Genomic DNA, 18837 nt, shown 5'->3' with positions numbered 1-18837 from the left:
CATGGCCGTCGAAGTGATCAAACAAACCTATAAGCCCATGATGACCGTGGGCCAGGTGTACGCCAAAGTGTGGGGCACATCTGCCAGCCCGAAGGAAATCGGCAACGTGCTTGAGCTGGGCTTGGAGCACAGCGAAGATGTGCAAACCCAGGACGACATGACCAAGCTGGGCGGCGGTGTTCATGCAGAGGTGCGCCGCGTGAAGGACGTCAAGGTCAAGATGAAGCTGGCGGACCTGAACGTGGTCAACATCGCCCGCGGCGTGCTGGGCTCGGTCGCCTCCGTCGAAGCGGGCACCGTGACAGACATGCCCTATACCGTCTCCGAGCTGGGTGTGCTGATCCCGCTGGATCACATCGGCGCAACTGATGTGGTGATCAAAAAGGGGGCGGACGCCGCCAGCGCCACGCCGGTGGACATGGCCGGCAACTACGAGCCGCGTAGCGAGGGAATCGTGCTGCAGTCCGGTGCCGCCGGCCTTGCTGCGGACGACAAGCTGTGGATCAGCTACACCCACGGCGCCTATGCCGTGATCGAAGCGCTGACGACCAAAGCTCCAGAGCTGCAACTGCTGTTTGGCGGCATGAACGAGGCCGACAGCGGCAACCCGGTGACGGTGGATATCTGGCGCTGCAGCCAGGGCGTCGCCAAGCAGTTCTCCTTGATCAACAAGGGTTTCGGCGCGCTGGATATCGAGGGCACTTTGATGATGGACCCGACCAAGACAGGCGCCGGCATCAGCAAGTACTACCGCGCACGCATGGCCTGACACCGCCCGATCAGGCACCAGGGCCGCCACCGTCCCACCGGGCGGCGCGCGGCCCTTATTTCACCCGCATCCGAGACGCTCCCGCACCATGGCCAACGACAACCAGATCGACTTCACCGTTCGCATCAAGCGCGAGGGCGTGGGTGAGCTTGCGGGCGACCTGGCCAAGATTGAGGAAAGCGCCAAGGATGTAAGCGGCGCGGGCATTGATGCAGGCACCACGCTGGACAAGCTGGGAGATGCGGCAAAGCAAGCTGGCGCCGACATGGGTGGTCTGGCACAAGCTACATCCGAGGCTGCCGACCAGGGTGGCGAGATGGGCCGCGGAACCGATGCGGCAGCACAGGCAGTGCAGGAGCTGGGCCAAGATGCACAACAGGCGCGCGGTGGCGTCGAGCAGCTGGCTGCGGCCGAAGACCGGGCTGAGGACGGCGCTAGAGATCTTGGGGCAGGTGCACAGGCCGCCGCCAAGAGCGTGGCTGCTGCAGGCCAGGCCGCCAGCCAGGCAGGCGGCGAGCTAGACGAGCTGCGCAAAGCCACTGATGAGAAGACAGCAGCGATCAAAGCTGGGCTGCAGGTCGAGCAGTCCGAGATTGAGCTGCAGCGCCAACACCTGGCCGCGGCTGCAGAAGAGCAGCAGGCACGCCTGAAAGCCGCTCAGACCCAGGGAGACGAAGCCGCCGCCACACGCGCAGGCAATGCCCTGCGGCAGATCGAGGCTGACCAGCTCGCCCTGGTTGCCCGTTCCAAGCGGGCTGAGGCCGCGGCGGTACAGCAGGTAGTGGACGCCAGGCGTGAGGAGTTGACGGCTATAGGCCCGCTGACCCAGGCGCAACAACAAGAGCTGCAGGTGGCCGAAAACCGAGCGAAGGCCCTGCGCGTGCAGGCAGCTGCCGCTGACCAGGCCACTCAGGAGATGCGGGGGCTTGGAGGAGCCCTCGACGAAACGTCCAAGCGATCGTCCGGTCTGGAAGAAACGCTCACACAGGTGTCGAAGGCCGTAGCCGGGTTGTTCGCAGCCGGAAAGCTCTGGGACTTTGCAAAAGACACCATTGCTGTGGCTGATGCTTATGGCCAGATGGCCGAGCGCATCCAGATGGCCACGGGCAACGCCGACGAGTACGACCTGGTGCAGCGTCGTCTTCTGGAATCGGCCAACCTGACTTATCGATCGCTCTCCGAGCAGCAGGAGCTGTACATCCAGACGGCGGATGCATTGCGCTCCATGTCCTATTCGACGGCTGATGTATTAGACATCACCGACAGTTTTAGCTACCTGCTGACCACCAATGCCGCCAGCGCCGAGCGGGGAAAGAACGCGATTGACGCGTACACAAAGTCCATCCAGTCGGGGCGGGTTGAGGTGGATTCCTGGCAGTCCATCATGGCGGCTACGCCGACCATCGTGGACGCGATCGCCAGCGCCACGGGCAAAACGGCTGAGGAAGTGCGCCGCCTGGGGATCACGGGGCAACTGTCCATTGCCGACCTCAACGAAGGTTTGCGCCAGACGGTCGAGCTGAACAAGGAGGCGGCCACTGGAATGAGCGCCACGGTGAAGGACGCCGTGACTCGCCTGGCTAACACCTGGAGCGTGTACGTCGGCGAGGCCAACCGGGCCAATCAATCGACGACGAAAATCGTTTGGCTGATTGATCAGCTCTCCAGCAACCTAGACGCCGTCGTGAAGGTTGCCATCATCGCGGGCGACGTGATGGTGGCTGTCTGGGGCGTGAAGGCCCTGAACGCGCTGAAGGCGTACACGGCGCAGCTTTCGCTTGCAGCGGCTGAAACCACGGCCCTGATGGGGGCGACAACGGCCGCTGGCGCCAAGATGGCCGCGGGCTTGGCCGCAGCGGGCAAGCTCGCCGCGGCAGCATGGATCGGTTGGGAAATCGGCACCTTCATGCGCACCGAGTTCGAGGTGGTCGAAAAGGCTGGCATTGCTCTGGCCGCGGGACTGACCAAGGCTGCAGCCATGGCGCAATCCGCCTGGGAGATGACTCAGGCAGCGTTCACTGACGACACCATTGAAGCTGCGCAAGAGCGCCTGCGCAAGAAGCTCCAGGAGATAGACGACGAGTACGCGGCGTTGTTCGCGGCGGCCGACAAGGCTGGGACCAAGCAGCAGGAGGTGGGCCAGAAGGTCGCATCGGCCGGTACGGCAGCTCAGAATGCGACAGTGCAGTGGGAAGGGCTGCGCACCAGCTACGCGTTGGTTCACAAGGAGCTGGAATCCCAGGCCGCCCTCGTAGACAAGGTCGCTACGCTCAAGAATGCTGAAGCATCCGCCGCCGTGACGATGGCACAAGCGCTGGGCACCGAAGCCGAGCAGCGTGCAGCCCAGGCAGCAGCGGCCGCCACCCAGGCGCAGCAACTGGCGAACGTCGCCCTGCAGCGTCAGACCGAAGTGAACGTGCTCAAGGCGGAGCGTGACGCGCTGATGGCCATCGGCGAGGAACTGCTCCGCAGCAATCCAGAGAAGAAAAAGCAGCTGGACGATCTGAACCAGCAGATCGCCCTAAGGGAGGCCGATGCCGGCGCGGCGATGGCCCAGGCGCGCGCCGCACAAGCGTCGGCCGTGGCGGCACAGGCTGAGGCCGATGCGCAGCGGGACAACAGCGCCCGCGTGCATGAGTTGCGAGCGGCCTATGAACAGGCCAAGGCCAAGCTGGAAGAGGTACGCGCAGCGAAGGCTGCAGGAAAAGCCACGACCGAGGATGTCACCAATGCCGAGTTGGAAGCCGGCAGGGCTGCACTGCTGTACCGCGACGCGTTGCAGGACCAGCTCAAGGCCATAGACGCACGCGCGCGCGCCCAGCGTTCTGACCTGGATGTGCAGGCCGCAGGTGTGCAGCTGGCCATCGAGCAGCAGCGCACCATCCTTGAAGTGGCGCGCGCCCGCGGCGACGAAGCTGGTGCCATGCGAGCGCAAGAGAACATCCGCCGCTTAGAGATTCAGCTGCTGGAACTCTCGGCCCAAGCGAAGCGTGCCGAAGCGGATGCGGCCATTGCTACAGCTCAGGCCAAGCGTGCCGAGTTGATTGCCAGCGGCGAATACACCGGCGTGAAGAAGCTCGAGATCGATGCCGCAATCAAAGCCGCTGAAGTCAAACGCCTGGAGGGCCAGATCGCGCAGGAAACGGCCAGCCGCTTGCGCCAGCTCGGCGATGCGCAGGGGGACCTGAAGCGCAAGACCGAAGATGCAACGGGCTCGCTCGTTAAGCAGGTAGGCACCTTGGAGCGCCTGGCTGAAGGTGTGGAGCGTGTGGGCGAAGGGTTCCGCAACAAGGACGGTTTCACGTCCGATGCGCGGGGCAACGTCCAGACGCAGGGTGTGTGGACCCGCACAGCGATCATCGATTACCTCAAGCAGGCCGGCCTGGATGAAATGCTGGCTGCTCGTTTATCCCAGCAGTTCACGCAGGCTGATGGGACGGTGTCGTACGAGGCGTCAGAGGCGCAGAAACGCTGGGGCGGCAAGTACTCCACGCTCGCTGGCGCGCTGGGCAAGATGGCCGAGTACTACAAGTACGACACCACGGGCAAGCACCAGGCGCAGGAGATGCTCGACCACGAGCGCACCAAGAACAACAAGCCCACCGCGCCCACCACCACTGCACCATCAAACAGCAGCTCCGGTAGCTCTGGCAGTGGCGCCAGCTACGTCTCCAACATCACCATCCAGGGCCAGCGCAGCACGCTCAAGTACGCGGACCGACAAAGCCAGCTCGACGGCGATGCGTTGATTCGCCGGCTCGCCGAAGACAGGGGAGTCGCCCAATGATCACGCTCACCCGCGCGAGTGTCGTGGCCACGCTGTCCGACCGCCTGATCTGGACCGATGAATACGCCTGGTCGCCCGTCGTCATAGAGCCCCGCACAGGCACCAACGGCGCGCTGCACGTGCACGTCGGCAAGCGCCTGGCCGGCCGCCCGATCACGCTCGACGGCCGCGACAGCGCCGCCTGGATCAGCCGGGCGCAGTGCGACCAGCTCCAGGCCTGGGCCGCTATCCCCGGCGCCACGTTCGAGCTGGTGCTGCGCGGCACTGCCCGCACCGTGATGCTTCTTGAGTTCCAGGCCAATCCGATCTGGCGCCTCGAGGACGGTGAGCACACGGCCGACACGCAGTACGTCCCATTTTTTAGATTCATGGAGGTCTGAACCCCAATGCCCATCCGCGCCCAAGACATCAAACTGCGCGCCAGCCGCGTCATGGCCGACGTGCCCGAAGGCGGCGGCGGCCCCAGCGCCCAGGAAATCGCCTTCGGCGAGTCCAACACCGTCTTCGACGACATCGACTCGCTCGGTCGCACCCTGGGCAACGTCAGCGTGCGCCAGTTGCACATGCACGTGGACACGCCGAGCACTGACCGCCTGCTGGGCGCCTACGCCATCGTCGCCAAGCTGCCGTCCGACCCCAACGTATCGGTCACGCTGGCCACCTGCGCCCCGTTTGCCCGGCGCAGCGAGATCGCCACGGCCATCGCCGACTACCTGATCCGCGGAGTCCGCTGGCCCGGTTTCCTGCTCGAAAACCACGTGCAGGGCCAGGCCAACATCCAGATCTTCCAGCGCCCGGGCGTGCGCAAGCCCACCGTGGGCCGCACGCTGGTGCTGGTGCTCAACGAGGGCCTGCCCACCGAGGTGCTGCAGTACGTGCGCGTGATCAAGGTGGGTAGCGAGATCCAGACCTTCACCGATGAGAAAGGCGACTACCAGGCCGAGGTGGTGAAGTGCGACCTGCAGTCGCCCCTGGCGCACGCCTGGGCCGGCACGGCCCCCAACCGCACGTTCACGGTAGGCACGGGCAAGACAGTGCTGCGCGACACCAGCGAGGCGGACGCCGCCAACTACTACGGCGCCGCCGCCACCACGGCCGTCGCCAACGTGGGCGCGACCAGCGTCAAGGTGGCCAGTCCCTACAGCCAGCTCGTGCCCAGCAGCACCACCAGCGTGCCCGCGCTGGACCAGCGTCCAGCCGCTCGCAAGACCTTCCGCTTGGCCGACAGCCCACGCGCGATCGATGTCAGCATGACCCCGCACACCACGCGCATCAAGATCGGTCAGGAGAACCGAGGCTTGTCCTTCGTAGTGCAACTCACGCCGCCGCCCGAGCCTGGCACCGTGGTCGCCACCTGGGTGGGCCTGGGCAACCGGTACACGATCGAGGACAACGGCGCGGGCGAGCTCAGCGGCGCGGGTGCGGGCACCGTCAACCCGGCCACCGGCAGCATGGCCATCACGCTGCCCAGCCTGCCCGACGTGGGCAGCGCCCTGGTCATCAACTGGGGCACGCGCATCGCCTACACCAACCGTCTGGCCCAGAGCGCCGCCGTACGCGCGCCGGAATACGCCTGGGTGCTCGAGGGCCGCAGCGAGCGCGACCGCATCGTGCCTGGCGCTTTCACCGTGCGCTACCCCAGCGGCGGCACCGTGCGCACCGTCACCGACAACGGCAGCGGCCAGCTGGCGGGCGATGGCACCGGCGTGCTGGACTACAACAGCCGCCACATCCTGCTGCGGCCCACCTACATGCCCGACCCGGGCGCGCAGCTGCAGGTGGAGTGCCAGATGGAGGAGCTGATTACCGAGATCAAGCCGGCCGGGGACCTCAGCCCTGATGCTGCGGGTTTCATCTCATTTGCCTTGGCCCAGCAGCCCGCCGCCGGCACGCTGCAGCTCACCTGGTACACGGCCCGCGCCACCAGCACCACCAGTGGCGCCTCGCTCAGCATCACCAGCGCGATCAAAAGCAACAACACCACGACCACCGTCACCCAGGTGCCGTCGGGCCTATCTCTTCCCGGCGCGCCTGGCGGCGTGACGTGGGGTTAATCGGAGCACCACCATGGCAGGATCAGAAGGCGGCGTCTACCGCCCGCAGCCCATCACCCGCACCTCTACCGCTGGCTCCAGCCAGGGCTCCAGCTCCTCGCTGTCAGAGCAGAGCGGCAAAACGGCCGACGATCGCATCATCGTCGCCCGCACAGTCACCGACGATGGAGCCGGCAATCTGGCCGCTGCGCTGGGCACTGTGGACTATGTGAGCCGAGCGGTATCGCTCAAGGTTGTCAGCCACGACCGGACCACTGAAAACTACAAGGCCGACCACGAAAAAGCATCCGAGTTCTCCACCACTACCAGTGGCGGCAACGGGGGCAGCGGCAGTGGCAGCTCTGGTAGCAACAGTCGCAAGGGCGGCAGCTACGGCACGGCAAGCGTGGGCGAAGAGATGTTCGCGGGATCCAGCCTGGTGGCCCGCTACCGTGTCGGTGCGCCCGCTCCGGTGTCGCACAGCGAGACCTACACGCCCGATGCCGTCACCATCGACCTGTGCCCTTACACAACGCATCGCATCGTGCCTGGCAGTGTGCAGTTCCGGTGGATGGGCACTACCTATGTGGATTTCGAGGGCGTGGTGTACCGCGACCGCACAGACACCAGCCCGGGTATCGCCAGCGGGCGAGTGGACTACGCCGCTGGCGTGGCCATCATGACGGACTGGGTGGTGGGCGGCAGCGGCGCCACCGACTTCGTGCTGCAGAGCTTGTGGACGCAGGCCGGCGACTGGCGCACCGCCAGCGTGTTTTTCATGACCGAGGCTTCGCCCATCCAGCCCGGGCAGATCACCATCACTGTCACTGACGTGTCGGGCGACCTGATCACCGTGGAGTGTGACCTCAACGGCAACTTGACCGGCCCGCACGCCATGGGCAAGTTTGAATTTCAAAACGGCCTGGGCGAGCTGCAGTTCGGCGACTTCGTCGACGCCGCCAGCCTCACCGACGCCGACCGGGCCGAGTGGTGGTACAGCGCCGCCGAGGTTGGTGCCGTGCAACCGGGCAAGGTGTGGCGCCCCTGGCCCGTGGACCCGGCCAGCCTGCGCTACAACGGGGTCAGCAACTTCTATTTGCCGGTGGACCCGGAGATCCTGGGCCTGGACCCGGTGCGCCTGCCGCAGGACGGGCGCGTGCCCATCTACCGCAAGGGCCGCATTCTCGTCATTGGCAACAACGATCAGTTGCCCGCGGCCCATTACGTCAACGGCGCCGTGATCGACGTGGGCCGCACGCGCCTGTCGCACGTGTGGCTGATCGGCGCCGATGGCAAGCTGATCACATCCGGTTTCGAGGCGACCGAGGCCGACCTGGACGCCGGCCGCATCCACGTGCAGGACACCAGCGGCTGGGCCCAGCCCGTGACGGTGGAGCACCGCATCCAGGACATGGCCCTGTGCACCGACGTGCAGATCGACGGCACGCTCAGCTTCAACATCCCCTTGAGCCACCAGTACCCCGTGGGCAGCGTGGTCAGCTCGGCCGTGCTGTGGGGCCACACCTGGGCGCGCGTGGCCACGCTGTTCGACCAGCAGTCTTGGGACGGCGTGACCTGGAAAGACGAAGTGCATGGCAACCCGGCCGTGGGCAACTACAACGACACTGCCTACCCCATCGTTGTCAACAACGCCGGCGCTTTGAGCGACCGCTTTGCCCTGCGCATCAAGAGCAGCGGCAGCACCTTCGAGTTCCACACCGAGCACATGGGCGTTCTGGCCGAAGGCTCCATCAACGCTGACTTCGCCCCGGTCAACCCCATCAAGCCCGGCACGCCGCTGCTGCAGCTGGCCAGCGCCGGCTGGGGCAGCAACTGGGTCGCGGGCAACACGCTGTTCGTGCGGGTGGTGGGCGCCATGCAGTCCATGGCCGTCATCCGCACCGTGCAGCCGGGCGCCCCCGCGGGCCTGGACTACAGCTTCGACCTGCTCACCGGCGGCGACATCGATCGCCTGCCCAGCGGCATTCCAACCCCCTGATCCCACCGAACCGATATGGCAAATTTTCCCGTCAAATGGATCTCCAGCACCATGCGCGGCGCGCCCATCATCAGTGGCACGCCCGGCACGCAGATCGCCGCGCTCGATGCGTTCCTCCTGCACGGCTGGGGCCAGGTGTCCGCCAGCCAGATCGTCGTGGCCAGCGGCGTGGCCACGGCCACGGTCAACGCCGGCGACACGTTTGAGGTGCACGCAGTGATCGAGGTGGCCGGCGCCACGCAGGCGGCCATCAATGGCCAGGCCCGCGTAACCGGCGGCACGGTCACTACTGTGACCTGGGCCTCCGATGCGCCGGACGGCACTTATACAGGTGCGATCACCATCAAGTACGCGCCGGTGGGCGGGTGGCAGAAGGCGTTTTCTAAGGCCAACGTGGCCGTCTACCGCAGCATCGCCCCCGAGAGCCCCCGCATGTTTTTCCGGGTGGATGACACCGGCACGTTGTCCGCGCGCGTGCGTGGCTACATCGACATGACGGATGTGGACACGGGCATCGGCCCGTTCCCGACCGAAGCGCAGATCGCCGGCGGTGGCTATTGGGTCAAGAGTGGGGTGGCCAGCGCCGCCGCAGCGCAGTACGTGATGGCGGCCGACTCCAGGGCCATGTTGGTCTGCATCGCCTCGCGCAGTATGCAGAACGCATCGCACACAGGCTCACCCGCGCGCGGCTTTGGGGACATGCTCCCGCTGGCACCAGGGGGCGACCCGTGGGCGGTGGCGCTCTCATGTGCCGGTCAGGAGAACCTGGTCAGCATTGAGTCAGGCAACGGAGGGTTTGAGGGTCTTAACTCCGGCGCCGCGGGCATCTATGTCGCGCGTTCCGCATCCGGGGGCGGCGCTGGGGTCATGGTTGCCGCAATGTCCTATTCCGCGGCAGGCCGCAGCGGCACCATTTATTCCGGCAACGACGCGCTGTGCGGTGTGTTCCCGTCTACCGTTGACGGTGTGTTGCGCTACTGCCGTAAGTTCATTTATCAAGACAACTCAACAAACGACCGGCCGCCGCGCGCCGACGTGCCAGGGGTGTTGTACATCCCTCAGAGCGGAGTTGTTGCTGCGATCAACCGGCTGGACGTAGTCGAGGGCGCAGGAGCTTTCGCAGGCCGCGCCCTGCTGGCACTGCACTGCACAGCCGTGTCGCTCAATAGTAATCCGGGCGGTGTCTACCTGATAGACATCACCGGTCCTTGGAGGTGATGGGCATGGCCACCCTGTCTTTGCCTCAGCGCTTGGTCGGCCTGGTCAGCAGCCTGAACCGTGATTGGCGTTTGCCCAATGACACCGCCGGCACCATCACCGCTAACAACCGCGTGATGGTCAAGCCCGAGCCGACGGCGCCTGAGGTGCCCTTCGCAGGCGCGCGCGTGCGCCTGCACCGGTTGCTGGACGGCTACTGCGCGTGGGAGGGCATCTCTGACGCCCAGGGCTACTACTGGCCGCGCGGCCTTGAAGTGGGCCTTTGGTACTACCCCGTCGCGATCGACTTGTCAGGCACGCATGAGTGCGATGCCGCTGGCCCGGTGCAAGCGGTGCGGGGGGGCAGCTGATGCGCGACCTTGCCCTGACCCTGGCCGGTCGCGCCGCACGCAACGCGGCGAGCATCGTCCGCGCTGACGTGGGCCCAGCACCCAGCGGCGTCCGCCTGTTTACTGCCCAGGGCGGCGCGCTACTGGCTGTGCGCCAGCTCGCCAAGCCCAGCGGCACCGTGCGTGAGACGGACGGGCGCATCCAGCTGCTGCCCTCATCGGTCAACGACCTGGTGCTGGCCACGGGCGCCGCCACGTGGGGCGAGTGGTGTGCAGGCGACGGCCCGGCGCTGTTTGTCGGGCCAGTAACCGACGAGACCGGCATGGTCAGCGACGGCAGCGGTGGCCTGGTGGACACGGGCGGCATCGGCCCTTGGGTGCTGCGCGGTACCACGGGCACGCAGCTCTACGAAGGCGGCATCGTGCTGCTCACGACCGCCTTGATCGGGTAATGGTGGGTATGTGGCTGACGGAAAACTCATCTTTCTGCGCCCGGCCAGCGGCAGCGGTCGGCTGGTGCTGGGCGACTCGCACGCCGGCAGCATCGTCCCCGATGCTGAGGTCTGGATCGACGCGGGCGTTGCTGGCGAAGGCGCCGCGTCGCTGGACCTGCACGTGGGTGTTTTCGCGTCGATCGATGCGGGCATTGCTGGCGAGGGTACGGCTGACGTGCAGCTGGGCTGGGACGCCAATGCCTTCCGGCACGCCGCGGCCTTTTGCCGCCAGCACCAGCAGCAGGCGCAAGGCGCTGCCAGCCTGGCGCGCCCGCACTGGCAGCGCAGTCAGCCGCTGCGCGCAGTGCACCGCCCGGCCTGGCAGGACGGCGCCCCGGCCCTGCACCTGGCGCGCGCCTACTGGCAGCGCACCGAGGCCCTGCGGCCCATCGCCCGCAGCAACTGGCAGCAAGGCCTGCCCACGGCCGCGGCCACGCGGTCGCACCTGCAACAAACCATCGTCCTGCGCGCCGTCGGCCGCAGCGCCTGGCAGCAGGCCCGCCCCGTGCTGCCCGCCTGGCAACTGGGCTTCCAGCAAGTCGTCGCTCTGCGCGCCAGCGCGCGCAGCCACATGCAGGTTGGCCAGCCTGTGCTGCACATGGCGCGTGGCTGGTTGCGCACCGGTCAGCCTCTGGCGCGCCCATGGCGTGCAGCCTTCGAGCTCGCCCGCTACCCGCTGCCTGGCATCACGCCCAGCGCCCCACCGCCCGAGCCACCGCCACCGCCGTGCTACGACCCCGCCCGGCGTGGCCTGCTCGTGTTCGACGCGCCAGCGACTGCAGACGGCCGGCTGGTGTTCGTGTGCCGGCGTGCTGGGCCGCCGCTACCCCCTGCAGGCATCGTCGTGCCTGCACGCAGGAGCTACGTCGTGATCAATTCCATCGAGGTCCGCCGCGCGGATGACCTGGCTGGCGACCCGTTGCCATCAGAGACCTTCCAGATGCAGCTCAACCGGCAAAGCTGGACCTGGACGTTCTCGGCGAGTTTTCACGCGGCTGCGCGCGATGCGCTCGCTCTCGGCCCGGGCGGTCAGCCCGTGGAGCTGGAGGTGCGCGTCAATGGGCAACCGTTTCGCCTGCAGGCCGAGCGCATCGGCCGCAGCAAGCGCTTCCCAGAGCACCTGGTCACGGCCTCGGGGCGAGGCCTGGCAGCCGTGCTGGATGGACCCGTGCAAACCTTCAGCCAGGCGATGGATCGCACGGCCCAGCAGCTGATGACCGAGGTGCTGACGGTCAATGGCGTGGGTTTCGGCTGGTCGGTGGACTGGCAGATCACGGATTGGTTGGTGCCCGGCGGGATCTGGATGCACCAGGGCACATGGATCAGCGCGCTGGCGGACATCGCGGGCAGCGTGGGCGCCTATCTGCAGCCCCATGACACCGCCCCCATCCTGCGCGTACTGCCGGCCTGGCCCGAGCCATGGTGGCGCTGGGAAATGCTCGCACCCCATATCGAACTGCCCGAGGGCATTGCCGAGGGGGACGAAACAGAGGTGGTCGATCTGCCAGGCTATGACCGCATCTTTGTGGCGGGCGAGGCGGGCGGCATCCAGGCCGACCTGACGCGCTATGGCATGCCCGGCACGGTGCTCAAGCAACCCATGGCAGTGCATCCGCTGATCACCGAGCTGGTGGCGGCCAAGCAGCGCGCCACGGCCGAGCTGGCCGAGTCGGGCCGGATGCTCAAGCACAAGATGACGCTGCCGGTGCTGCCCACCACGGGCGTGATCAAGCCGGGCACGGTGCTGCGCTACGTGGATGACGCGCAGGTGCTGCGCCTGGGAATCGTGCGCTCCACGGCCATTAGCCAGCAGTTCCCGGTGCTCACCCAGTCTCTGGAGATCGACAGCCATGCCTAACCTGTACCAGCAACTCAAGGAACTGCTGGCGCCCGGCCAGGTGCAGATCGGGGAGGTGGTGGCCTATGCGGATGGCGTGGCCACGATCAATCTGCCCGGCGCGGGCCAGATCCGCGCACGTGGCGAGGCCACGGTGGGCGGCAAGGTGTTCGTGCAGGACGGGGTGATCCAGGGGCCGGCCCCTGATCTGCCTGTGTTCGTGGACGTGATCTAAAAACGGGCGACCTGGCCAGGTGCGCTAACACCAGGCCAAGCCCCCAACATGCAGGTATGAGCTGCAAGCCAGGCGAAGACCCGCCACTCTCGCGAGAGCGGGTGAAGCCTACCAGATGTTTCACCACAGAAAAGAGGCTTGCAAATAATGGCAAATCCAATCGTCCCGTGGATCGGTGGCAAACGCCGCCTGGTGGACCTGCTTCTCAGCCGGTTCCCGTCCCATGAGTGCTACTGCGAGGTGTTCGCCGGCGGTGCGGCGGTGTTCTTCGCACGTAACCCGGCGCCCGTCGAGGTGCTCAACGATGTCAATGGCGACCTGGTTAATCTGTACCGGGTCGTCACCCACCACCTGGAAGAATTCGTGCGCCAGTTCAAATGGGCGCTGACGAGCAGGCTAGTGTTCAAGTGGATGCAGGAAACCCGCCCCGAGACGTTGACCGACGTGCAGCGCGCGGCGCGCTTCTTCTACCTTCAGCAGCAGTCCTTCGGGGGCAAGGTGGCTGGCCAGACCTGGGGCACGGCGACTACAACCCCTGCGATCAACCTACTTCGGATTGAGGAGAACCTCTCGGCCGCGCATCTGCGCCTGGCAGGTGGCGTGTACATCGAGCAGCTCGACTGGGCCGCGTGCATTGACCGCTACGACCGCACGCACACGCTGTTCTATCTCGATCCGCCGTACTGGGAGACCGAGGGCTATGGCGTCCAGTTCCCCTGGGAGCAGTACGTGGCCATGGCTGCGAAGCTCAGGGCGATCAAGGGCAAGGCGGTGGTGAGCATCAACGACCACCCGGCCATCCGCGAGTGTTTCGCAGGCTTCGACATGGAGTCGCTCAAGCTGGACTACACCGTGGGCGGCGGCGCAAACAGGGTCGAGCGTGGGGAACTGGTGATCTACAACTGGGACCGCCAAGCGGAACCGGCCGGCTTGTTCTGATGCGCAATTTACTTTCCTGACGCGAAAGTAAACTGGCGGCAATTTATCTCAGCGCTGCTGCTTCAAATATCGCGGCGCGCTTCATCAGGGCGAGGGGCGTTCCTGGGACAGGTCCCACAGATTGGGCAGCAGCTGGTTGCTGTAGCCCGAGACGAAGGGTTTGCGCGCACCGTCCTCGGCATAGACGGAGCGGTGCACGGCGCCGATGTTGGCACCATACACATGGATGCTGACCGAGACCTGGTCCGCCAGCGCGTTGCGCACGCGGTGCACGTCGCCGAGGGTGGGCGAGAGGGTCTCCACATCGCCGGGCCGCAGCAGGTGCGGCGCTCCCCGCGGCTGCCAGCGGCCCTGCGCGTCCTGCGCATAGGCCTGCGACTCCTCGGCCCCGCGCAGCAGGCCGATCAGGCCCCACACGGTGTGGTCGTGGATGGGCGTGCCCTGGCCCGGGCCCCAGACGAAGCTCACCACCGAGAAGCGTCCCAGCGCGTCCGCGTGCAGCAGGTACTGCTGGTAGCGCTCGGGGATGGGCTGGGCGTAGGCGGCGGGCAGCCAGTCGTCGTGTGCCACCAGTGCGCCCAGCAGGGCGCTGCCGCGGGCGATCAGCTCGGGCTCGGCCGGCGCCTGCTCCACGAGCCGGGCCAGCGCCTGGATGAAATGGCGCAGCCGCTGGAGCGCGTGCGGCGCAGGGGCGGGCGTGGGCGCTGTCGCGCCGGAAGCGGGGGCGGTGAGGGTGGGTGCGTGGTCGTTCATCCACCGCATTGCACCGCAGCGGCGGCGTTTGCGAGCTGCGCTTTTCGCATATCGATGGGTGCTTTCCGCAGGGCATCCGGGTTTCATGCCATTTTGGCCTGCAGCGCTTGATGGGTAAGCGCAAGAAGCTATGTTTTTTATAGCTTTCTGAGGGTGCCAACGGCCTTGCATAAGCATGGCCGTTTTTCTTCTTTCCCTTGCCGGCCGGCTTTGCTTGCAATAGCGGTCAACCGGCCCGGTGCCGCCTGCATACCGAGAGGAAAGGACGAAAAGCGATGAACACCCCATTTTTTGCACCCCCGACGCTGGAGCCCGGCGCATTCACGCGGCGCCGGCTGCTGCGCGGCGCTGCGGCGGCGGGCGCCGTCGGCGCCGTGGCGGCCCTGGCCAGCCACCAGGTGCGCGCGGCGGGCAAGCTGCGCGAGATCAAGCTGGCCTGGAACGCCAACTCCGTGTGCCTGGCCGCCGCGCCCGTGGCGCAGGCGCGCGGCCTGTTCGAAAAGCACGGCCTGAAGGTGGAGCTGGTCAACTTCGCAGGCTCCACCGACCAGCTGCTCGAGACCATCGCCACCTCCAAGGCCGATGCCGGCGTGGGCATGATCCACCGCTGGATCAAGCCGCTGGAGTCGGGCCTGGACGTGAAGCTCGTGGGCAGCTCGCATGGTGGCTGCTCGCGCCTGGTGGGCTACGAGGCCGCGGGCGTCACCAGCCTGCAAAAGCTCAAGGGCAAGACCATCGCGGTGTCCGACCTGAACGCGCCCGGCAAGAACTTCTTCTCGGTGCTGCTGGTCAAGGCCGGCCTGGACCCGGAGCGCGACGTGACCTGGCGCCAGTTCCCCGCCGACATGCTGGGCCTGGCGGTGGAGAAGGGCGAGGCGCAGGCCATCGCCGACGGCGATCCGAACCTGCTGCTCATCCAGCGCCGCACCCAGGGCCTGGTGGACCTGGCCACCAATCTCTCGGGCGAGTACGCGGCCAAGACCTGCTGCGTGCTGGGCGTGAGCGGCGCGCTGGTGCGCGGCGACAAGGGCACGGCGGCGGCGCTCACGCGCGCCATCGTCGAGGCGTCGGACTTCATCGCCGACAACCCGGCCGAGACGGCGCGCATCTACAGCCCGTATTCCAAGGCCTCGCAGGAGGACCTGCGCGCGGTGCTGGGCACGCTCACGCACCGCAGCCATCCGGTGGGCACGGCGCTCAAGGAGGAGATCGAGTTCTACGCGCGCGACTTCAAGCTGGTGAAGGTGCTCAAGCCCGGCACCGACCCCGCGCGCTTTGCCGCGCATGTCTATGCCGACGTGCTGGGCTGACGCCCCGGGAGATGCCGCATGAGTACCGTTGTCGATCAAGTCCTGCCGCCGCCGCCCACGGTCGTGCGCCGCCGCGCCGCGCCCGCGCCGGCCGCCCTGTGGTGGACGGGGCTGGGGGCCGCCGCCTCCTGGGCCGTGCTGGCCGTGCTGACCCACCAGTGGCCCAACAAGCCCGCGGGCTTCAACGAATGGACCTTCACCGAGGAGTTCGCCTGGGGCGCGGCCGTGGTGGCCGCGCTGCTGTCGGTGCTGGCCGCCGTGGACCTGGGCGGGCTGCGCCGCCGCCTGCAGCCCGCCGGCCCCTGGCTGGTGGCCGCGGCCTGGGGGCTGCTGCTGTGGGAGGTGGTCACGGCCAAGCTGGGCGCGCTGCCGCCGCCGTTCTTCGCGCCGCCGCAGACGCTGGTGGAAATCTATGCCACCGACTGGCCGCGCCTGCTGGAGAGCGCGGGCGCATCGCTGCGCCTGCTGGCCGTGGGCGTGGCGCTGGGCGCGGCGGCGGGCTTTGTCATCGGCGTGTGGATCGGGTGGTCGCGCGCGGCCAGCTACTGGATCCACCCCGTGCTGCGCTTTCTGGGGCCGGTGCCCACCACGGCGCTGCTGCCCATCAGCTTCTACTTCTTCCCGTCGAGCTGGTCCACGGCCATCTTCCTGATCGCGCTGGGCATGGCCTTTCCGGTGGCGGTGCTCACCTGGTCGGGCGTGGCCAACGTGCACAAGAACTACTACGACGTGGCGCGCACCCTGGGCGCGTCGCCCTGGTTCCTGGTGCTGCGCGTGGCGATTCCGGCGGCGCTGCCGCAGGTCTTCGTGGGGCTGTTCATGGGCCTGGGCGCGGCGTTCTCCACGCTGGTGGTGGCCGAGATGCTGGGCGTGAAGGCCGGCCTGGGCTGGTATCTGACCTGGGCGCAGGGATGGGCCGCCTACCCCAACATGTACGCCGCGCTGCTGGTGATGGCGCTCCTGTTCTCGGGCGTCATCACGCTGCTGTTCGCGCTGCGCGACCGGGTGCTCTCCTGGCAGAAGGGGATGGTCCAATGGTGATCGCCGCCACCGAACCCACAGCGCGGCCCGCGCTGCGCGGCGCCCGCATCGAGGTGCGCAACGTGAGCCACTGGTTCGCCCAGCGCGGCAAGGGCAGCGCGCCGCTGCATGTGATCGATGCGCTTGACCTGTCCATCGCGCCCGGCGAGTTCGTCGCGCTGCTGGGCCCCAGCGGCTGCGGCAAGAGCACGCTGCTGCGCCTGGTGGCGGGGCTGGAGCACGCCACCGCCGGCAGCCTGGCGCACGACGGCCAGCCGATCACGCGGCCCGACCCGTCGCGCATCGTCGTCTTCCAGGACCCCACGCTCTACCCCTGGCGCACCGTCTGGGACAACGTGGCGCTGGGCCTGCAGGCGCGCGGCCTGCTGCGCCGGCAGCGCCAGCGCGTCGATGAGGCGCTGGCGCTGGTGGGCCTGGCGCCCTTTGCGCAGGCATTCGCGCACGAGCTGTCGGGCGGCATGGCCCAGCGCGTGGCCCTGGCGCGCGCGCTGGTCAACGACCCGAGCCTGCTGGTGCTGGACGAGCCGCTGGGCAAGCTCGACTCGCTCACCCGCCTGGCCATGCAGACCGAACTGGTGGCGCTGTGGCAGCGCGCCGGGTTCTCGGCCCTGCTGGTGACGCACGACGTGGAGGAGGCGCTTTTCATGGCCCAGCGCGTCCTGGTGTTCACCGACCGGCCCGCGCGCATCCGGCAGGAGCTGCGCGTCGACCTGCCGTACCCGCGCCATCGCGGCGATCCGCGCCTGGCGGAGCTGCGGCGCGAGGCGCTGGCACTGCTGGGCCTGGGCGACAGCTGGTGAGCCAGGCTGCCCTGCCGCCGGAGGTGCTGAACGGCCTGCTGGAAGCGCTGCATGCTGGCCAACTGGCGCTGCGCGACATGCTGCATGCGCTGGGCCTCGCGGACGCGGTGGCGGGCCAGCCGGCCTGGCCGTTCGCGCGGCGGCTGGCCGGCGAGATGCTGGTCATCGACGCCGGCCATGCGCGGCGCGTGCTGCTCACGCTGGTCTGCGCGGCCGGCGCCCTGGTGGCGGCCGTGCTGGCCCTGGGGTGGCGGCGCGCGCGCTGGCCGCTGGCCGCCGCGGCGGCGCTGCTGCTGGTGCTGGCGCCTTGGCCGCAGGCGCATTTGCTGCTGGCCCCGGCCGTGCCCACCAGCATGCACCAGTCTCCCACGGGCTTTACCGCCGGCAGCGTGGCACGGGGCGGCGCGGTGTTCCAGGCGCATTGCGTGCGCTGCCATGGTGCGGACGCACGCGGCGAGGGGCCCGACGCCGCATCGCAACCCGTGTGGCCGCCCATGCTCACCGGCGGGCTGCTGTGGAAGCGGCTGGACGGCGAGCTGTTCTGGCGCATCCGCCACGGCATGCAGGGGCGCGATGGCCGGGCCACCAAGCCCGGGGTCCCCGCGATCGCCGTGAGCGACGAGCAGATCTGGCAGGTGCTGGACTACCTGCAGGCCCATGCCGCCGGGCGGATGCTGCAGGAGGGCGGCGCGTGGGAGCGCCCGGTGCGCCTGCCCGATGCGACGGCCGACTGCCGCCAGGGTGCGCGCACCCTGCGGTCGCTCGCGGGCCAGCGCCTGCGCGTGGTGTTCGGGGGCTCTGGCGATGGGGCCGCCGACCTGCCGCAGGACGACCCGCGCCTGACCACGGTGGTGCTGGGGCGGCTGCCCGCGGGGGCGGACGCGGAGTGCCATGTGCCGGAGCCGGCGGCGGCGCAGGCCCTGGCCTTGGCCCTCGGCGTGCCCCCGGAGGCGGCCGGCGGCCACCAGGTGCTGGTGGACCGCGCGGGCTGGCTGCGCGCGCGCGGCCGGCCGGGGCAGCCCGCCTGGGTGGAGGAAGACCTGGTGTGCCGCACCGCGCCCGCCGCGCGCCGGCCCGTGGTGCCCGCCGGCACGGCGGATGGCCTGGAGGCGCTGATCCGCCGCATGGACGCGGAACCGGTGCGCCTGGTGCGCGGCGGCTTCCCGCATGGCTGACAGGGCGCACAGCGCCTGTCTGCCCGGGGCCAGCGCCGCCTGCACCCGGGCAACGCAAAACGCAGTTGCAAACCCGTTTTTCTTCGTTGGCCGAACGCCGGCCCCTGCCGATCATGGC

At 68.0% G+C, this 18837-nt stretch carries 16 protein-coding genes; 15 read left to right on the top strand and 1 reads right to left on the bottom strand.

Annotated features, from left to right (window positions below; genetic code table 11):
• The first annotated feature begins 1 nt into the window (after position 1).
• The 11 genes from BP68_RS16550 (at position 2) to BP68_RS16500 (ending at position 13640) form a co-directional block, all read left to right on the top strand.
• On the top strand, positions 2-769 hold the full coding sequence (locus BP68_RS16550) for a phage tail tube protein (protein ID WP_496373775.1): 768 nt from the start codon (positions 2-4) through the stop codon (positions 767-769).
• A gap of 88 nt (positions 770-857) precedes the next feature.
• The gene (locus tag BP68_RS16545) at positions 858-4556 is read left to right on the top strand and encodes a tape measure protein (protein WP_496373773.1); all 3699 of its coding nucleotides are present in this window, start codon (positions 858-860) and stop codon (positions 4554-4556) included.
• Entirely contained in the window at positions 4553-4936 is a 384-nt protein-coding gene (locus tag BP68_RS16540; protein ID WP_496373771.1) for a hypothetical protein, read from the top strand. Before BP68_RS16545 ends, BP68_RS16540 begins: the two co-directional genes overlap by 4 nt.
• Before the next feature lie 6 nt (positions 4937-4942).
• Positions 4943-6610: a hypothetical protein gene (locus tag BP68_RS16535; RefSeq protein WP_496373769.1), complete on the top strand. Its 1668-nt coding sequence runs from the start codon at positions 4943-4945 to the stop codon at positions 6608-6610.
• Positions 6611-6623: 13 nt separating this feature from the next.
• Positions 6624-8588, top strand: a complete 1965-nt coding sequence (locus BP68_RS16530; protein WP_496373767.1) for a hypothetical protein — start codon at positions 6624-6626, stop codon at positions 8586-8588.
• 15 nt (positions 8589-8603) lie between these two features.
• Positions 8604-9806 carry a hypothetical protein gene (locus BP68_RS16525; RefSeq protein ID WP_496373765.1) on the top strand — a complete coding sequence of 401 codons (1203 nt, stop codon included), beginning with the start codon at positions 8604-8606 and terminating at the stop codon, positions 9804-9806.
• A gap of 5 nt (positions 9807-9811) precedes the next feature.
• The gene (locus tag BP68_RS16520) at positions 9812-10156 is read left to right on the top strand and encodes a hypothetical protein (RefSeq protein WP_496373763.1); all 345 of its coding nucleotides are present in this window, start codon (positions 9812-9814) and stop codon (positions 10154-10156) included.
• Positions 10156-10587: a hypothetical protein gene (locus BP68_RS16515; RefSeq protein ID WP_496373761.1), complete on the top strand. Its 432-nt coding sequence runs from the start codon at positions 10156-10158 to the stop codon at positions 10585-10587. Before BP68_RS16520 ends, BP68_RS16515 begins: the two co-directional genes overlap by 1 nt.
• 10 nt (positions 10588-10597) lie before the next feature.
• Positions 10598-12487 carry a hypothetical protein gene (locus tag BP68_RS16510; protein WP_496373759.1) on the top strand — a complete coding sequence of 630 codons (1890 nt, stop codon included), beginning with the start codon at positions 10598-10600 and terminating at the stop codon, positions 12485-12487.
• Positions 12480-12701 carry a hypothetical protein gene (locus BP68_RS16505; RefSeq protein WP_496373757.1) on the top strand — a complete coding sequence of 74 codons (222 nt, stop codon included), beginning with the start codon at positions 12480-12482 and terminating at the stop codon, positions 12699-12701. The genes BP68_RS16510 and BP68_RS16505 overlap by 8 nt, the downstream gene beginning before the upstream one ends.
• Before the next feature lie 147 nt (positions 12702-12848).
• A complete protein-coding gene (locus BP68_RS16500; RefSeq protein ID WP_496373755.1) occupies positions 12849-13640 on the top strand; it encodes a DNA adenine methylase in 792 nt (263 codons plus the stop codon).
• A gap of 84 nt (positions 13641-13724) precedes the next feature.
• Here the strand turns inward: BP68_RS16500 and BP68_RS16495 are convergent, their stop codons facing one another.
• Positions 13725-14393, bottom strand: coding sequence for a cysteine dioxygenase family protein (locus BP68_RS16495; RefSeq protein ID WP_496373753.1), 669 nt, complete (start codon positions 14391-14393; stop codon positions 13725-13727).
• 275 nt (positions 14394-14668) lie between these two features.
• Between BP68_RS16495 and BP68_RS16490 the strand changes: the two genes are divergently transcribed.
• The 4 genes from BP68_RS16490 to BP68_RS16475 are packed head-to-tail and all read left to right on the top strand — an operon-like array spanning position 14669 to position 18719.
• Positions 14669-15703 (top strand): ABC transporter substrate-binding protein, encoded by a 1035-nt coding sequence (locus BP68_RS16490; protein WP_496373751.1) that lies wholly within the window; start codon positions 14669-14671, stop codon positions 15701-15703.
• 18 nt (positions 15704-15721) lie between these two features.
• On the top strand, positions 15722-16744 hold the full coding sequence (locus tag BP68_RS16485) for an ABC transporter permease (protein ID WP_496373749.1): 1023 nt from the start codon (positions 15722-15724) through the stop codon (positions 16742-16744).
• Positions 16738-17544, top strand: a complete 807-nt coding sequence (locus BP68_RS16480) for an ABC transporter ATP-binding protein (RefSeq protein ID WP_496373747.1) — start codon at positions 16738-16740, stop codon at positions 17542-17544. The genes BP68_RS16485 and BP68_RS16480 overlap by 7 nt, the downstream gene beginning before the upstream one ends.
• Complete coding sequence (locus tag BP68_RS16475; RefSeq protein WP_496373745.1) at positions 17541-18719, top strand: c-type cytochrome; 1179 nt, start codon at positions 17541-17543, stop codon at positions 18717-18719. The genes BP68_RS16480 and BP68_RS16475 overlap by 4 nt, the downstream gene beginning before the upstream one ends.
• The last annotated feature ends 118 nt before the right edge of the window (positions 18720-18837 follow it).

It is taken from the genome of Diaphorobacter oryzae DSM 22780, from assembly GCF_059568935.1.
This window is presented reverse-complemented; position numbering and strand designations above follow the sequence as displayed.

What these genes read in the sequence shown, in the direction of transcription:
- BP68_RS16535 (WP_496373769.1), top strand. Translation starts at nt 4,943, where the DNA reads ATGCCCATCCGCGCCCAAGACATCAAACTGCGCGCCAGCCGCGTCATG.
- BP68_RS16545 (WP_496373773.1), top strand. Translation starts at nt 858, where the DNA reads ATGGCCAACGACAACCAGATCGACTTCACCGTTCGCATCAAGCGCGAG.
- BP68_RS16500 (WP_496373755.1), top strand. Translation starts at nt 12,849, where the DNA reads ATGGCAAATCCAATCGTCCCGTGGATCGGTGGCAAACGCCGCCTGGTG.
- BP68_RS16485 (WP_496373749.1), top strand. Translation starts at nt 15,722, where the DNA reads ATGAGTACCGTTGTCGATCAAGTCCTGCCGCCGCCGCCCACGGTCGTG.
- BP68_RS16495 (WP_496373753.1), bottom strand. Translation starts at nt 14,393, where the DNA reads ATGAACGACCACGCACCCACCCTCACCGCCCCCGCTTCCGGCGCGACA.
- BP68_RS16520 (WP_496373763.1), top strand. Translation starts at nt 9,812, where the DNA reads ATGGCCACCCTGTCTTTGCCTCAGCGCTTGGTCGGCCTGGTCAGCAGC.
- BP68_RS16530 (WP_496373767.1), top strand. Translation starts at nt 6,624, where the DNA reads ATGGCAGGATCAGAAGGCGGCGTCTACCGCCCGCAGCCCATCACCCGC.
- BP68_RS16480 (WP_496373747.1), top strand. Translation starts at nt 16,738, where the DNA reads ATGGTGATCGCCGCCACCGAACCCACAGCGCGGCCCGCGCTGCGCGGC.
- BP68_RS16525 (WP_496373765.1), top strand. Translation starts at nt 8,604, where the DNA reads ATGGCAAATTTTCCCGTCAAATGGATCTCCAGCACCATGCGCGGCGCG.
- BP68_RS16550 (WP_496373775.1), top strand. Translation starts at nt 2, where the DNA reads ATGGCCGTCGAAGTGATCAAACAAACCTATAAGCCCATGATGACCGTG.
- BP68_RS16490 (WP_496373751.1), top strand. Translation starts at nt 14,669, where the DNA reads ATGAACACCCCATTTTTTGCACCCCCGACGCTGGAGCCCGGCGCATTC.
- BP68_RS16515 (WP_496373761.1), top strand. Translation starts at nt 10,156, where the DNA reads ATGCGCGACCTTGCCCTGACCCTGGCCGGTCGCGCCGCACGCAACGCG.
- BP68_RS16505 (WP_496373757.1), top strand. Translation starts at nt 12,480, where the DNA reads ATGCCTAACCTGTACCAGCAACTCAAGGAACTGCTGGCGCCCGGCCAG.
- BP68_RS16540 (WP_496373771.1), top strand. Translation starts at nt 4,553, where the DNA reads ATGATCACGCTCACCCGCGCGAGTGTCGTGGCCACGCTGTCCGACCGC.